The 14334-nt window shown below is 71.9% G+C and carries 13 protein-coding genes and 1 pseudogene; 3 read left to right on the top strand and 11 right to left on the bottom strand.

Annotation, left to right across the window (positions count from 1 at the left end; all coding sequences use genetic code 11):
* Positions 1-7: 7 nt before the first annotated feature.
* Both KIS93_RS58640 and KIS93_RS58635 read right to left on the bottom strand, forming a co-directional pair.
* A complete protein-coding gene (locus KIS93_RS58640; RefSeq protein ID WP_080039695.1) occupies positions 8-742 on the bottom strand; it encodes a phosphotransferase enzyme family protein in 735 nt (244 codons plus the stop codon).
* Between the two features lie 302 nt (positions 743-1044).
* Positions 1045-1821, bottom strand: coding sequence for a methyltransferase domain-containing protein (locus KIS93_RS58635; RefSeq protein ID WP_080039694.1), 777 nt, complete (start codon positions 1819-1821; stop codon positions 1045-1047).
* A gap of 155 nt (positions 1822-1976) precedes the next feature.
* On the opposite strand from KIS93_RS58635, the gene KIS93_RS58630 reads away from it, so the two are divergent.
* Positions 1977-3386: an MATE family efflux transporter gene (locus KIS93_RS58630; RefSeq protein ID WP_080039693.1), complete on the top strand. Its 1410-nt coding sequence runs from the start codon at positions 1977-1979 to the stop codon at positions 3384-3386.
* A gap of 367 nt (positions 3387-3753) precedes the next feature.
* On the opposite strand, the gene KIS93_RS58625 is transcribed toward KIS93_RS58630, so the two are convergent.
* Positions 3754-4578 (bottom strand): class I SAM-dependent methyltransferase, encoded by an 825-nt coding sequence (locus KIS93_RS58625; RefSeq protein ID WP_080039692.1) that lies wholly within the window; start codon positions 4576-4578, stop codon positions 3754-3756.
* A 165-nt stretch (positions 4579-4743) separates the two neighbouring features.
* Between KIS93_RS58625 and KIS93_RS69450 the strand changes: the two are divergent.
* Together KIS93_RS69450 and KIS93_RS58615 are read left to right on the top strand one after the other, a co-directional pair.
* A pseudogene (locus KIS93_RS69450) lies at positions 4744-5418 on the top strand (DUF7134 domain-containing protein); the annotation flags it as partial.
* 478 nt (positions 5419-5896) lie between these two features.
* Positions 5897-6592: a response regulator transcription factor gene (locus tag KIS93_RS58615; RefSeq protein ID WP_246005534.1), complete on the top strand. Its 696-nt coding sequence runs from the start codon at positions 5897-5899 to the stop codon at positions 6590-6592.
* Between the two features lie 28 nt (positions 6593-6620).
* Here KIS93_RS58615 and KIS93_RS58610 read toward each other — a convergent pair whose 3' ends face one another.
* The 8 genes from KIS93_RS58610 to KIS93_RS58580 all read right to left on the bottom strand — a co-directional run bounded on the left by KIS93_RS58610 (position 6621) and on the right by KIS93_RS58580 (position 14314).
* Entirely contained in the window at positions 6621-8177 is a 1557-nt protein-coding gene (locus tag KIS93_RS58610; protein ID WP_080039689.1) for a vWA domain-containing protein, read from the bottom strand.
* The gene (locus KIS93_RS58605; RefSeq protein ID WP_155127721.1) at positions 8168-9346 is read right to left on the bottom strand and encodes a hypothetical protein; all 1179 of its coding nucleotides are present in this window, start codon (positions 9344-9346) and stop codon (positions 8168-8170) included. The genes KIS93_RS58610 and KIS93_RS58605 overlap by 10 nt, the downstream gene beginning before the upstream one ends.
* 122 nt (positions 9347-9468) lie before the next feature.
* Positions 9469-9591 carry a hypothetical protein gene (locus tag KIS93_RS68125; RefSeq protein WP_268966975.1) on the bottom strand — a complete coding sequence of 41 codons (123 nt, stop codon included), beginning with the start codon at positions 9589-9591 and terminating at the stop codon, positions 9469-9471.
* Between the two features lie 209 nt (positions 9592-9800).
* On the bottom strand, positions 9801-10313 hold the full coding sequence (locus KIS93_RS58600; protein WP_080046843.1) for a GNAT family N-acetyltransferase: 513 nt from the start codon (positions 10311-10313) through the stop codon (positions 9801-9803).
* Between the two features lie 83 nt (positions 10314-10396).
* The gene (gene rsgA / locus KIS93_RS58595; RefSeq protein WP_080039687.1) at positions 10397-11473 is read right to left on the bottom strand and encodes a ribosome small subunit-dependent GTPase A; all 1077 of its coding nucleotides are present in this window, start codon (positions 11471-11473) and stop codon (positions 10397-10399) included.
* Between the two features lie 328 nt (positions 11474-11801).
* Positions 11802-13037, bottom strand: coding sequence for a hypothetical protein (locus tag KIS93_RS58590; protein WP_080039686.1), 1236 nt, complete (start codon positions 13035-13037; stop codon positions 11802-11804).
* Positions 13038-13146: 109 nt separating this feature from the next.
* Positions 13147-13812: an ABC transporter ATP-binding protein gene (locus KIS93_RS58585; RefSeq protein ID WP_080046841.1), complete on the bottom strand. Its 666-nt coding sequence runs from the start codon at positions 13810-13812 to the stop codon at positions 13147-13149.
* Positions 13805-14314 (bottom strand): PadR family transcriptional regulator, encoded by a 510-nt coding sequence (locus KIS93_RS58580; RefSeq protein ID WP_080046842.1) that lies wholly within the window; start codon positions 14312-14314, stop codon positions 13805-13807. The genes KIS93_RS58585 and KIS93_RS58580 overlap by 8 nt, the downstream gene beginning before the upstream one ends.
* Between the last annotated feature and the right edge of the window lie 20 nt (positions 14315-14334).

Genomic DNA, 14334 nt, shown 5'->3' with positions numbered 1-14334 from the left:
GCAGTGCTCAGACGGCGCGAACCTCGGCGAGCCGCTTGACCGAGTAGTCGTCGTCCCAGCAGACGGCGGCTTCCCAGGCGGCTGAGGCTTGAGCGGCGATGTCGTGCGCGGTGTCGTCGAGGCCGGCGGCGTTGCCGGGCAGCACGAGGTCGAGGTCGGGGACGTCGACGTGCGACTCGTCCCAGTCGATCAGCGCGACCTGGCTCGCGGTCATGCGGACGTTGCCGGGATTGTTGGGGTTGCCGTGCACGACGCAGGTCGGACGTCCGGACAGTCGCGCCCACGCTGCCCGGCACCGGGCAACGCCCTCCGCGGGCATCGCGCCGAGGTCGATCCTGGTCCCTGTGTCGGCGTGCAGGAGGTCGGTCGACGATCGCCACCCTGGGCGCTGCGGCCAGCCCCGCGTCAACCGGTGCAGCTCACGGAGCGTGTCGGCCACGCGACGCCAGTCGGCCTGCGACTCGGGCGGCCCGCCCTCCACGTAGGTCATCACCACCAGGCCGTCGGCGAAGAGCCGGCCGTCCTTGGTCGGGATCGGCACCGGCACGGTCATGCCCGCACGGTCGAGGTACACGAGGAGCTCGGTCTCCCATGCGAGATCGGCGTCGCTCCTGGTGCCGAGACGACCGACGGCACGGTGCCCGTCGATGCGCACGCTCCACACGTCGTTGGCTACTCCGCCCGTGAGCGGTTCGATACGGGCGACGTCGTCACCCCACTGCGCCAGTGCTTCCCACCCCATTCACGAGATCTTACGGGGTTTCCACATCGTCTCCGCCCGTCCGCAGTAGAGGCCTGGCGTAGCGTCAATCCTCATAACAGGAAGCTGAGTAGTATCATCGCGGCAGCAAAACCCGCTCACCCCGCGATTGATTAGGCGCCCATCATGAGCCCCTCCTGAGGATTGTGGGGCCGCTGAAGTAAGTCCACGTGTCACTGACGCCCGCCGCGCCCTCGACCGGGCAAGTCGCCCTCGCCGGAGCCTGACGGTCGGCGCCGAGCGGGTGCGGCTCGAATCGCACCGGCAAGCGGGCGCCGACTTGTTCACGAGGGAATCTCGGCCACCACCAAGAACAGCAAGGCCGAGGCCAGGAATGGCTGAGAGCTGAGGTCGTCGATCCATTCTTCGGCGTCCTGCGTGAGGTAACCGGCGTCGATGGCCCAGGTGACGTTGCGGCGGAGCGCGAAGAGGTGGTCGGCGGTCGTGAAGTCGCGGAACACGGGCACGGCTGTCACCACGGACCGCACCACCAGTCCTGCCTCCCGGCACAGCCGGGCCAGGCCGCGGCCGATGGCCGGGTTGCGGATGATCTCCGTGGTCAGGAACCGGACCAGTCCCCGGCCCATGGCCGGTTGCGGGGAGTCGATCAGCAGCCCTTCCCAGTCGGGTTCGGCCATGACGATCCGCGCTCCAGGGCGGGCCACCCGGCGGAACTCCGCCAGGACCCGCGTCGGATCCGCCACATGCTGGAGCACCCGGTCGGTGCGTGCCCGATCGACGCTTTCATCGTCCAGCGGCAGCGCTTGGACGTCTCCCGAGCGGATCTCGACCGAGGGTTGTCCTGCCAGGCGGGCGCGGGCCTCGGCGATCATCAGGGGGTCCCGGTCCACCCCGATGACCTGGCCCGCCGGGGTGACAGCGGTGGCCATCGCCGCCAGGTCGGTTCCCGGTCCGCAACCGAGGTCGAGCACGGTCTGCCCCCGGTGGAGATCCAGTAGTTCCAGGACCTGCTGCTTGTAGTCGCGGCCTGCTGTGCTGGCGGCGACGTGGTCGAGGTAGGCGATCGGGTCCGGGCGAGAACGAGAGTCGTTGTCGATCATGCGGACAGCCAATCAGAGGCAGATGCAGCTCTTGAGGAAGAGTTGTCGAGATCTTGTGGAGATCGGGTTCTGAGGGCGGGTGTATCCGAGGTGAAGGCCCCGGTGCTGGTCGAGATTGCGCGAATCTTCATCCCTCTGTGGACATTTCTTGAGGAATGTCGCTATGGTCCCACAGTCAATTGGCGCGTCGAGTCGTCGCGTTCCTGGAGGTCCGCATGTTTCCTCTCTTTGCCGCGCATAAAAGAAGCGGGGTGTGGCGGGCCATCTCCGGCCTCGCTGTTCCTCTTTTTGTGGCCGAGTCCCTCAATTTCGCCGCTCAGCTCGGAATCGTCGCCATTCTCGGACGCATGGGAGGCGAGGCCATTTATGTGCGTGCCCTGTACCAGCCGGTCAGCCTCATCGTCCTCGCTCTGAGTGTGGGTTTCGCGGTCTGCAACCAGGTCGCCGCCGCCATCAGTAAAGGGGCCGGGCGCCCCCAGGACGTGCTGTCGAACGCCGCGAGCCTGGCCCGGGTATGGCTCGGGCTCGGCGCGGCCCTGTGCCTGGTCCTCGCGGTCGCGGCCCCCTTTCTGCTTGGGCTCCTCCATGTGGACGCCGGGCTGCGCGACACCGTCGCCTCCTTCCTGCGCTGGACGAGCGCCGCCGGCCTGCTGGCAGTCGGGGCGGAGTTGTGCGCGTCCAGCCTGCGCGGCTACGGGTATGTGCGGCAGGCCACCCTCCTCGTCATTTGTACGGCGGGCGTGCGGATCGGGGTCGTGGCCGGCCTCGGGCTCGGGGCCGGCGTCGGGATCGCGGCGGTGCCCGTCGCCGAGGCCGCAGCGGGTGTGATCGGCCTGGCCATGGGTGTGGTGCTGCTGCGCCGCACCGAGTTGTGGCATCCGGCGGCCGTACGGGTCTGGCGGCGCGAGGTGGTCACCGACCTGCGCCGCATCGGCGTACCGATCGCGATGTCCTTTCTCGTGCTCTCCGCCTACAACTTCGCGGTCATCGCCGTCCTCGGGAAGTACGGGCAGAACGCCGTGGCCGGGTTCACCGTCGTCTCCACCCTCCAGGGCCTCGTGCTGCTGCCGGGCATGGTCCTGGGCACGGCCACGGCGATCACCATCAACCAGCAACGCGGCGCGGGCGCATGGGGGCGGATCCGTGCGTCGATGCGCGGCGGCATCGAGGTCACCGTCGCGACCTACGTGGTGATCGCGGTGCTGGTGTGGTCGCTGCATGACGTGGTGGCGCGGCTGATAGGGGGCGACGCCGGGGTGGCCGTGGAGGCGGGTAATTACCTGGGCGCTGTGGCGCTCACCTACGCCGTCCAGGGGCCGGTGCTCGCCTCGCTGACCGTCATGGAGGAGACCGGCGGCGGCTTCCGTGCCATCGTGCTCAACGCCATCTACTTCGGCCTGATCGTCGCGACCGGCGCGGCGGCCGCACACGCCACCGGCCGCGCGGACGGCTTCTACGCCGCGGTGGCGTGCTGCAACCTGATCGGCGTGACGGTGCCGTTCGTCGCCGTACGGCACGTACGACAACTGTCGGCCAGGGGCAGTGCCGCTCAGGCAGCCGTGTAGAACTCCCGGGGCACCGAGCCGGCGCGGCCAACCGGTGCCGAGCCGCAGGAGCCGTTCGGCGTCTACGTCCTGCACACGCTGGAGGAACTGCCTGGCTTCCCCTCCTGGGTCGGAGACCACGAGCATGTTCGCCGCAGACCGCGTCCCGCTCATGCTGCTGGTGCCGGCCGTCTTGTGGCGCGCTGTGCGGCAGGACGCGCACCGCGCTTGGGCAGTGCCGGCCACCGCGTTCCGGCGGCAGTTCGCCGTCAACGCGCGGTTCCACCTCGGAACGTGGCTCGCCCTGCGCGAGCGGCGGGTGTCCGGCAGGGAGATCGCGGGGCTGCGTGCTCCTGTGAGGCCGAGCACCTGGCCCTCGCCGCATGCTCTACGGCTGCGTCACCGGCCGGCGTCGCCCGGGAGGACGCGCCGGCGCTGCGGCGGGTGCGGACGCGGCGGAAAGGAGACCCGTTTCCGCGCCGCCGCCCATCAGGATGACGTGCCTGACGTGCCGCCATATGGGGTCACGACCGTACTGTTTGGTGCCGCGCAGTAATCCGCCGTGCGCGGTCGCGACGGCCGCGATGTCGTGCCGCGGCATCGGATGCATACGCATGGGAGCGGGATAACGAAGCACCCTTCGCTGAACGAAACGCAGAACTGCTGGCGGAATCATTCGCGCGCCCAACCCCACCAGCGGATGTTTCGCCCGGTCGGGAATGCCCACCACGACCGCTCCGCCGGGCCGGGCGACCCGGAGCAGTTCCCGCAGATATCCGCGCGCCAGGTCCGGCGGAAGATGTTGCAGCACCCGATCCGTATAAACCAGGTCGAAACTGTCATTCTCGAAGCAGGCCAGATCGGGCGCCGCCCGGTGCACGAAGCGCACCCGGCCGCCGCTGCGATCCAGGCGACGCGCCTCCTGCAGCATGGGCTCGGCGATGTCCACCCCGACGACCTCCGGGAAATGCTTGGCCAGCGCGTTCGTCAATCGGCCCGCACCGCAGCCGAAGTCGAGCGCCCGCCCGCGCGGAACGCATATCCCGTGCCTTTCGAGCCAGTCCAGGTCGTCGTTCACCTGGATGATTCCGGTGGCCATGAATTCCGCGTCGGACCACTTGCCGTGGCGTCTTCCCGGCTCGGTGAGAACGGCCCACAGCGGGTCGCTCTTTCCCAGTTCGGTCCAGTCTTTCCCGATGTCGCTCAGGCTCATACCGACGAACGTAGCCGTGCCCGCACGGCGTTTTCTTCGGCGAACAGCAGGAATTGCCGCGCAACGGGTGTCGCGTGCCGGGTCATTCTCGCGGAGGAGCACCCGGGGCGCGGGCCGGCGTTATCCTCGACGTACGCGATCCATAGGCCCTCAGCAAAGGACGCTATGCGACCTCCTCGCTGGGCCGGCGACGCTCTCCTCGCCGCCGGCGCGACCATGTGCAATCTGCTGGTGTGGATGGCGGACGGTGAGCGGCAACCATTCGCGCCGCCGTTGACGGTGCTGATGTGGATCGCGCCGACCGTGCCGCTGTTGTGGCGCCGCACTCATCCGCAGCTGTCGTTCGTCGCGGTGGCCGTCGCGTGCGTGGCCTGGTCGATGGTGATCGGCCCCGCCACGGATGTGCGGATCGTCCCGGTGTTCCTGGCGGTCGCGCTGTACTCGCTCGCCCGGTACGCCCCGCCGGCGCGGTCGCTGGCGGGGCTGGTCGTGCTGTGCGGCGTCGTCGTCGCCGACGTCGCCACCTCGTCCTGGCCGGTCGGGCTGTCCTCGGCCTTGAGCACCCTGATCCTGCTCGCCTTCCCGGTCTGCGTCTGGCTGCTCGGCCAGGGCCGGCGCCGCATCGACGAGGACGTCCGGCGGTTGCGCGAGCTGACCGGGCAGTTGCGGGCGGAGCGGGAGCTGAGCGCCCACCGGGCGGTCATCGCCGAACGCGCCCACATCGCCCGCGACCTCCACGACGTGGTCGCCCACCATCTCAGCGCCATCGCGGTGGTGGCGCACGCCCACGTCGAAGCCGCGACGGACGACAACCCGGTGCGCAAGGGGCTGACGACGATCGCCCGCACCGCCGACGCCGCGCTGTCGGACATGCGGCGCCTGCTCGGCCTGCTCGCCGCCAAGGACGAAGCCGCCGAACCGTCGCCCGAGGCCACCCTGGGTGACCTGCGGCAGCTCACCCAGGCCGCGGAGAGCGCCGGCTGCACCCTCACGGTGAGCATGGACGACGACCTCGGCCCGCTGCCGCGCTCGCTGCACCTCACCGCGTACCGGATCGTGCAGGAAGGACTGACGAACGTCATCAAGCACGCGGCCCCCACCGACGTCACGCTCTGCATCCGGCGCCAGGGCCCCGAGCTGCGCATCACCCTCACGAACGGCCCGTCCCGCGCCACACCGCGCCGCATCGGCGGCGCGGGAATGGGGCTGACCGGATTACGCGAACGGGTCAAGGTCCTGGAGGGCACCCTGCGCGCCGGCCCACCGGCGAAGGCGGCTGGCGGCTGCTCGCCACGCTGCCCCTCGGTGCGGAGGCCGCGTGACGAGGCCGCCGTTGAGGATCGTGCTCGCCGACGACCAGGCGGTCGTCCGCACGGCGCTGCGCATGGTGATCGAACGCCGTGCGGATTTCCACGTGGTGTCCGAGGCCGCCGACGGCGCCCAGGCGGTCGCCGCCGCCTTCGAGCACCGGCCGGACGTCGTCGTCATGGACGTCCGCATGCCGGGGATGACCGGGGTGGACGCCACCAGGGCGATCACCAGGCAGTGGCCGCACGCGGACCCGCACCCGAAGGTGCTCATCCTCACCACCTTCGACCTGGACGAGTACGTCCACGCCGCCCTCCGCGCCGGCGCCGCCGGCTTCCTCCTCAAGAACAGCCGGCCCGACCAGCTCGCGGAGGCGATCCGCACCGTCGCGGAGGGGGAGTCCATCCTGTCGCCGTCCACGACCCGCCGCCTCATCGAGACCTTCACCCGCTCGGCCGTGGCCGGTCCCGGCGCGACGGCCGGCGAAGCCGACCTCGTCGACCGGCTCACCGAACGCGAGCGCGACGTGCTGATCCTCCTGGCCAAGGGCCACACCAACCCGGAGATCGCCGCAGCCCTCGGGCTGACGGAGACGAGCGTGCGCAGCCGTGTCAACCGCATCCTGACGCGGCTGCGGCTCGACAACCGGGTGCAGGCCGCGCTGGCCGCCTACCGCGCCGGTCTGATCCCGGGCGAGGACTTGTGACGACGTCGTCACCTCATGCCGCTGGACCTTATTGCTGGGCTCGGAAGGTGGTGAAGGCGGTGGCGAGGTCGGAGTGGCGGGCGTCGAGGAGCCGGCCGCCGGTGTGGTCGGCCAGCTCCCGCATGGAACGGGCGTCGGCGCCCTTGACCAGCACCGGGTAGACCGGCACCCGCTTGAGATCGGGCGGAAGAGTGTCGTGATATTTCATGAACTCGGAGAGGGTGCGGCCCCGGTTGGCCATGCCGTCGGTGATCAGGACGATCGAGAGAATGCGGTCGCCGGTGCCGATCCTGGCCAGTTTCCGCAGGCCGGCCACGAGGGCGTCGTACGTGGCGGTGTATCCGCCGGGCGTGAGGCGGGCGAGGAAGGCGCTGACGGCGTCGCGGGCGGCGGGCAGCTCGATGATCACCGGCTTGGCGGGGGAGGAGGCGAACGGCAGGAAGATCGCCTGCTCGTCGGCGGCGGCCCCGGACGGGTGGACCGCGGGCGCGTCGGCCAGGGCTTCGGCGGCGCGGCGCAGGTCCGCGGTCCTGGCGCCGCGCATGGAGCCCGACACGTCGAGGAGGAACACGGTGCGGGTGGCGTAGCGGTAGCGGCCCAGGTAGACGGCGACGAGCCGGTCGACGACGGTCTGGTCCCGGGGGATGTTGAGCAGCCTGGGCGGGTCCGCGGGCAGTCCCGCGGGCGGGCGCACGCCCGGCGTGATGGGACGGTGACGGATCCGGCCGGCGATCTCGCGTTGTGCTCCGGCGCTGAGCAGGTGGCTGGTGAGCCGGGACAGGTGCTCGGCCGCCTTGGGGGTACGGGGTCTCAGGAGCGGGCGCAACGTGTACGTGGCGTTGACCACGCCGTCGCTCGGACGTATGGGGACGAGCTGCTGGTCGAGCCGGCCGGAGGCGTTGAGGCGGGCGATCTGGGATTCGTAGGTGAACAGCCCGTCCGCGGCGGCGCCGCCGGACCGCAGGAAGCGGGTGATCAGCTCGGCGTCGGTCGGCGCGGTGAGGGTCTGCGCGGTGGACATCGCCCGCAGCCCGCCCGCCGCCGGATAGATGTCGCCGTCGTCCACCGAGTCGATGACCTCGGTGAACCCGCTGGCGGCGGCCAGGACGGCGGCACGCCCGGCGAAGGCCGAGTCCGGTGCGCTCATGCCGAAGGTGAAGCGGTGCCCGCGCGCGGCCGAGGCGATCTGCTTCCAGGTGACCCCCTTGCCGGTCCAGCCGAGCCGGTCGGCGACCGGGGCCTTCAACGCCAGCAGCACGGGGGAGAAGGTGATGGTCCTTCCCGCGCCGAGCAGCCGGTGGCCGTCCCCGCCCTGCTCGAAACCGGCCGGCAGCCAGACCGCGTCGACCGGCGGCCGCGTGCCCAGCTGCGTCGCGAGGGGCGCGCTGCCGGCTTCGCGCAGCTCGACGCGGATCCCTTCGGAGCGGGCGAAGTCCGACAGGACGGGACGCAGCTCCATCAGTTCGGGAGCGGCCAGGATCGTGATCCGCTCCAGAGCGCGTGGCGAGCACGATCCGGTGGTCAGGAGCAGCGACGTCGCCGCCACGATGCCCGCCCATCGGGAGGCCGGCCGGTTCAGGCGCATGCCACGATCTCGTTCCTGAGCTGGATCATGAGGTCCGGGCGGGGGAACGGGGCGATGTCGGACGTGCTCGGCAGCGCCAGGGACCCATGGGCGTCGCCCTGCCGGATGCAGCCGCTCATGCCATGGGCGACGACCGCCTGCTCGAACAGCCCGGCGTCGGCGCCGCGCAGGAAGAACCGCCGCGCCATGATCCGCTGCACTTCGCGCGAGGTGAGCAGATCACCGACGAGCTCGCTGCCGCCCTTGTCATCGCGGCCGACGAACATGTGCTTGGAGATCACCCCCGGATCGGGGTAGAGCAGGCGATACTCGTCGGCCGCGATGCCCTGCTGGTCCGCCAGATACTTGAGCGCGTCGTGCTCGTAGACGAAGGCCATCGGATACTGGTGGCTGGAGAAGAACTCCTGCAAAAGGCCGAAGCTGCTCGGCGGCCAGCTGTTCTGGAACAATCGCCGCAGGTCGCTGATCAAACGCGGCCGGTCCGCGTGGTAGCTCTTCCGGTGCGCGTGAATGAGCAGGCTCAGGTAAAGGTCGCCGCCGCCGGCGGAACACGGGGCGCCGGAGACCACTTCTATCTGCGAATCCCCCTGCGCGACCGCTTCCGGTGCTCCGATGCGGCCCCAGGTCCAGTCCGGCGCCGTTAATCGGAGGCGCAGATAGTGCCGGACGTCGAACATGGAGAAGCCGTTCTCGAGCCTGACGAGCGACTGGCTTGCCAGGCATTCCAGCAGGTCCCGATGGACCAGCACCACCATGGGCGCCTGGAACACCAGCCGGGGGTTCGAGGGCGACTGTCCCGACATCCTGAAGTTGTTCTTCACCGCCGCGACGATGGTGTCGGCCGGGCACAGGAAGAAGTCGTACCGGTCCAGGTCCCTGCCCTTGATGTAGGTCATGTCGATGCCGGACAGGTTGTTGACGTCGACATCGAGCCCCCGCCGGCGGAAGACGTCCCCGATCTCCTCACTGGCGAACAGGCCCTCCCAGCCGCCGCCGAACACCGGCGTCAACCCGGTCAGGCTCCGCTGGAACCAGAGCCCGCCGCCGACCGCGCCGCTGGCCAGGCAGGCGCCGCCCACCGCGGCCATGAAGAGCAGCCGCCGTCTGCCCTCGTCGGGTGCCTGCTTCCGCGGCGACGGCGGCCCGCTGTGAATGTGGATCTCGCCCACGGTCTCGGCCCGCACCTGCCCGGCGGCGGCGTTGTCGCCCTGCTGGGTGATGCCGCTGTTGTCGCCGACCGCGGTGGCCCGCTCACCGCGCGCCGCCGCTCTCTTGGGGGCGGGAGGGCTGGTCATCGCCGGGCGGTGAAGTCGTCGCCCTGCCGCGCGACGCCGGGAGTGTTGACGGGCTGGATCGGCGGGCGTGACTGCTCTCGCTTGACGGTGCTCCGGCCGGCCGACGCTGCCGTGTCCATGCCGATCCCTCCCCGTACTCAGGAGTATCTACGGCGATCGTAGCCGCACCACGTCAGCCAGGCGCTGACTGTCCTCGGGCTCCGCAGTACCGGGCTCTTGTGAAGATCGCGCGGCTTGCCGGGGGGTGACGCTGCGGGCGGACGAGAGGCGTGGCGCATGGCCCCCGACGAGGCCGGGGGCCATGCGCCGCGTTCACGGAGCCGGCGGATCAGACGCCGAACGCCGCCGCATACCGGATCACGCCGCTGGGGACCGGCCGTGCGGGGTCGAGGGCGAGCGCCATCATGTACTTGTCCTCCACCTCGAACGGCGGCCGGATGCCGAATCCGGAGGCCGGGGTGAAGCCGAAGCGCGGGTAGTACTCGGCGTGACCGAGCACGACCACCAGGTTCTCGCCCTGCTCGCGGGCCGCGTCCAGCGCGGCGCGGATGGCGGCGGAGCCGGCGCCGCGCCGCTGGTACTCGGGCTTGACGGCACACGGGCCCAGGGCGAGCGCGGGGGCGTCGCCGACGTGGCAGCGGGTGAGCAGCGCGTACCCGACGAGCTCGCCGCCGGGCACCTCGGCCAGCCAGGACAAGCCGGGCAGCCACGCCAGCGGGTCGGCCCGCAGCGCCTCGACGAGGTCGGCCTCGTGCGGGGTGGGGAAGGCGGCGAGGTTGATGTCGCGGACGGCGGCGACGTCGCCGGCGCCTTCGGGACGGGTGGCGTAGGAAGAGGTCATGGTCGGGTTCGTCTCCTTGTCCTGCTGCGGGAGCAGGTCATAGCCGATGGACGAGGGGTCTGCGCCGTAGGGGGCTCGGCCGGTCATGGCTGCCGGTCCCGGAACCTGTAGGTGGCGCGCAGGTGGCTGGTGATGGCCTTCTTCTGCTGGACGCGCTCGTCGCGCAGCCGGGCGTCGGTACGTGAGGCCGCCCAGGCGTTCTCCCGTTGCAGCTTCCGGTAGCTGCGCAGGCGCCGCTCGGGCAGCTCACCGGCCGCGATGGCGGCCTGCACCGCGCAGCCCGGCTCGGTGTCGTGGCCGCAGTCGCCGAAGCGGCAGTGCGCGGCCAGGTCCTCGATCTCGGCGAAGACCTGTTCCAGGCCGTCGGCGGCGTCGTGCAGGCTGATCCCGCGCAGGCCGGGGGTGTCGATGAGGACGCCGCCGCCGGGCAGTGGAAGCAGCTCGCGGCGGACGGTGGTGTGCCGGCCCTTGCCGTCCTGCGCGCGTACCGTGCCGGTGGCCAGCACCTCCTCGCCCAGCAGCACGTTGCCGAGGCTGGACTTGCCGGCACCTGAGGGGCCGAGCAGCACAGAGGTGCCGCGCAGCCGCGCGGCCAGCACGTCGACGTTCTGACCGGTGGCGACGCTGGTGATGAGGACGTCCACGCCCGGCGCCAGCGCCTCGGCCTCCGCCCGGACGGGCTCGGGCGCGTCAACCAGGTCCGCCTTGGTCAGGACGATCACCGGCTGCGCCCCGCTCTCCCAGGCCAGGGCGAGCAGCCGCTCCAGCTTGGCCGCGTCCAGGGGTGTGGCCAGGGACAGGGCGATGACGACCGTGTCGACGTTGGCGGCGAGCACCTGTCCGTGCGAGGACCTGGACGCCGACGAGCGCACGATCGCGCTGTGCCGCGGCAGCAGCGCCACCACGTGCGGCTCGGCGCCGGGGCGCAGCGCGGCCCAGTCGCCGGTGCAGGGGGTCAGGAGCGAGCCGGGCGGGTGCGGCGCGGCGAACGTGGCCCGCGCCGGGCCCGACGCGGTGATCGCCGTGCACAGGCCGCGATCGACCCGGGAGATCCGGGCCGGCACGAGGCCCGCTTCGTAGTGTTCGGTGAAAGCGCGGTCGAGCGCGTCGGTCCACCCGTACCTGGACAGGCCGGATGAATCAGTGTTGGTGTGTGGCAAAGTGAGACCCTTGCGGAGAAGGGGCCCCGACGAGACGCGGACGTCACCCCGCCTGGCGAGCCCGACGGCTCGAGGCTGGGAGGAAGCAGGGTCAGACCGGGACCCGGGACGTGAGGTCGGTCCGGGCGCTGCGCAGGGCAGCGGTCTTCACCGCGGTCATCGAACCTCACCTCCCTTCCACGCTGATCCACTACCGAACGAACAGTAGCGTAGCACCCCGATCAGGGCCCGCCGCACGGCCGGACCGGGCGATGCTCGCCGAGCGCCTGACGAGGGCTCCGGTCCCCGCCCGCCGGCCCGATCAGGCCGGCGGGCGGGGCAGGAGCCGTCAGCGGCCTGCGCGCAGCGTCTCCAACCGGAGGGCTCCGCGCAGCAGGGGGCGAGCCGCCAGGGCCACGAGCATCGCGGTGAGCACCCCGATGCCCGTCATGGCCACGGCCCTGGTCAGCGCCCACACCAGCCACCGCGCCTGGTAGATGTCGAGCACGGAGAACACCACCACCCCGACCCCCGCGGCGGCGGCCACGGCGCAGACCGGCAGCGCCGCGATGGCCGCCTGCCGCACCAGCACCCGGCCCAGCGACCGCTCCGGCACACCGGCGGCGGCCAGCGCGGCGAACGAGCGGCGCAGGTCGATCAGCTCCTCCGCCTGGTGCACGACCAGCGCGGCGGCCGAGGTCAGCATGGCCAGCAGCAGCGCCACGTCGATCAGGGCGTGCGCGTGCCAGTAGCCGGTGCCGGCCTGCTGGGCGCCGGAGCCCGCGCCGAAGAAGACCGTCAGGCCCACCACGGACAGCGCCCTGGCCCACGCCCGCGGGTCCGACTCGACCAGCCGGGCCGCCAGCAGCGTCTCCGGCGAGCGGGCCCGCCGGCCGATGCGGGCGGCGCAGGCGCGGATCAGCCAGGTCGCGGCCATGGTCAGGCCGAACAGCAGCAGCACCATGCCGGCGGCCATCGCGACCGCGGTGCCGTACTTGCCGCCGATCGGGAAGCCGCCTTTCAGTGTGAGGCCGGCCACCAGCAGGGCGACGCCGGTCAGGGCGAGGAGCAGGTCGCGCACGCGCGGCCCCCGTACGCGCGGGCGGCGGGTCACGCCCAGCGGCGAGGCGATGACGTCCCGGCCCGCCCGCGCCCCGGACACCACCCCGCCCGCCGTCATCAGCACCACCACGAACGGCACCGGCGCCAGCGGCCCCGGCAGGTGCGTCAGCGCGTAGACGACGCTGCCGGCCAGCGATCCGGTCAGCGCCAGCCAGCCGCCCTCCAGCGCGCCCAGCCGGCGCACGTCGCCCGGCGCCGCCCCGGCCAGCCGCAACGCCGCCAGCCGCCGCTCCCGCGTGGCCGTGGCCAGCCGGTTGGCCTGATGGACCAGCCCGGCGACCGGCAACGCGAGCAACGCCAGCGCCAGCCCGGTCAGCGAGCCGCCCTCGTCACGGAAGTCGGCCAGGCTGACGGCCGTGCACACCAGGAACGCCGCCACCCCGGCTCCGGCGCCGACCAGCCAGGCCCGCACGCGTTCCGGACGCGAGCGGCCCCGGTTCAACATCCGCAGCACCGTGATCACCGACGCACCCCCGCCCAGCCTTCCGCGACCGGCCCGCCCGGCGCGCCGGTCACCGGCGCACCCCCGCCCGGCGCGGCGGTCGCCGGCGCACGCCGGCCCGATGCGGCGGTCACGGGTTCACCCCTGCCAGGACGGCGCCGTCGCGCAGGGTGATCTCCCGGTCGGCGTAGGCGGCCACCCGGTTGTCGTGCGTGACCAGCACCACCGCGGCGCCGCCGGCGCGGGCCGCGCCCAGCATCGCGGTCATCACCTGCTCGCCGCCGAGCGTGTCCAGCGCCCCGGTGGGCTCGTCGGCGAACACCACCCGCGGCCCCGTCACCAGCGCCCGCGCCACCGCCACCCGCTGCCGCTGCCCGCCGGACAGCTCCCCGATGCGCTGATCGGCGCAGTCGGCGACCTCCAGCCGCTCCAGCCACTCGGCCGCCGCCGCCATCGCCTCACCGCGGCCGTGCCGGTTGAACAGCAGCGGCAGCGCCACGTTCTCCACCGCGCTCAACTCGGGCACCAGCTCGCCGAACTGGAAGACGATGCCGAAGCTCTGCCGCCGCAACGCGGTCAGCTCCGCCTCCCCCAGCGTGTCGATGCGCCGCCCGTCCAGGACGACCTCACCCGACTCCGGCCGTAAGACGCCCGCCAGGCAGTGCAGCAACGTGGACTTCCCCGCGCCGCTCGGGCCGGTGACCGCGACCACCTCGCCCGGCGCGATCTCCACCGACACCCCGTCCAGCGCCCGGGCACGTCCGAACGACTTGCTCAGCCCTCTGGCCTCAAGCATGATCACCCTCCTCCTTCATCCGTGCCAGGGCGGTCTCGATCCAGCGCAGGTCGGCGTCCAGGTGCTGCAGCGCGTAGTCGGCCGCCAGCACCCGCGCGGGCGTGCCGGACGCCTTCTCCGCGGTCAGCTCCCGCATGCGAGCCAGATGCGCCTCCCGCTGCCGCACCAGGTAACCGTCGGCGGCCTTGCCCGCGACGGCGACCCGCGCGAACAACCCGCCGGCCACGTACGGGGCGGGCGGCTCGATCGTGCCCAGCCACCGCTCCAGCTCGGCCCGGCCCTCCTCGGTGATCGCGTACAGGGTGCGCTCGGGGCCGCCCTCCTGCCGCGTCTCGGCCACCTCGGCGAAGCCGTCGCGCTCCAGGCGTTGCAGCGTGGCGTAGACCTGCCCGTACGCCAGCGGCTTGGCCCCGGCCAGCCGCTGGTCGTGCTCCTTCTTGAGCTCGTAACCGTGTTGCGGGCGCTCGGCGAGCAGGCCCAGCAGCACGTGTCCGGTCGACATGATCACGACTATACATTCAA

It is taken from the genome of [Actinomadura] parvosata subsp. kistnae, assembly GCF_900323885.1.
Lineage (GTDB): Bacteria > Actinomycetota > Actinomycetes > Streptosporangiales > Streptosporangiaceae > Nonomuraea > Nonomuraea composti.
Note: the sequence above shows the minus strand (reverse complement) of the source record. Positions and strands in the feature narration are given on the sequence as shown.

Excerpts from the sequence above, each read along its gene's own strand:
- KIS93_RS58640 (WP_080039695.1), bottom strand. The coding sequence starts at position 742 with ATGGGGTGGGAAGCACTGGCGCAGTGGGGTGACGACGTCGCCCGTATC.
- KIS93_RS58635 (WP_080039694.1), bottom strand. The coding sequence starts at position 1,821 with ATGATCGACAACGACTCTCGTTCTCGCCCGGACCCGATCGCCTACCTC.
- KIS93_RS58630 (WP_080039693.1), top strand. The coding sequence starts at position 1,977 with ATGTCGCTATGGTCCCACAGTCAATTGGCGCGTCGAGTCGTCGCGTTC.
- KIS93_RS58625 (WP_080039692.1), bottom strand. The coding sequence starts at position 4,578 with ATGAGCCTGAGCGACATCGGGAAAGACTGGACCGAACTGGGAAAGAGC.
- KIS93_RS58610 (WP_080039689.1), bottom strand. The coding sequence starts at position 8,177 with ATGCGCCTGAACCGGCCGGCCTCCCGATGGGCGGGCATCGTGGCGGCG.
- KIS93_RS68125 (WP_268966975.1), bottom strand. The coding sequence starts at position 9,591 with ATGGACACGGCAGCGTCGGCCGGCCGGAGCACCGTCAAGCGAGAGCAG.
- KIS93_RS58600 (WP_080046843.1), bottom strand. The coding sequence starts at position 10,313 with ATGACCTCTTCCTACGCCACCCGTCCCGAAGGCGCCGGCGACGTCGCC.
- KIS93_RS58585 (WP_080046841.1), bottom strand. The coding sequence starts at position 13,812 with ATGCTTGAGGCCAGAGGGCTGAGCAAGTCGTTCGGACGTGCCCGGGCG.
- KIS93_RS58580 (WP_080046842.1), bottom strand. The coding sequence starts at position 14,314 with ATGTCGACCGGACACGTGCTGCTGGGCCTGCTCGCCGAGCGCCCGCAA.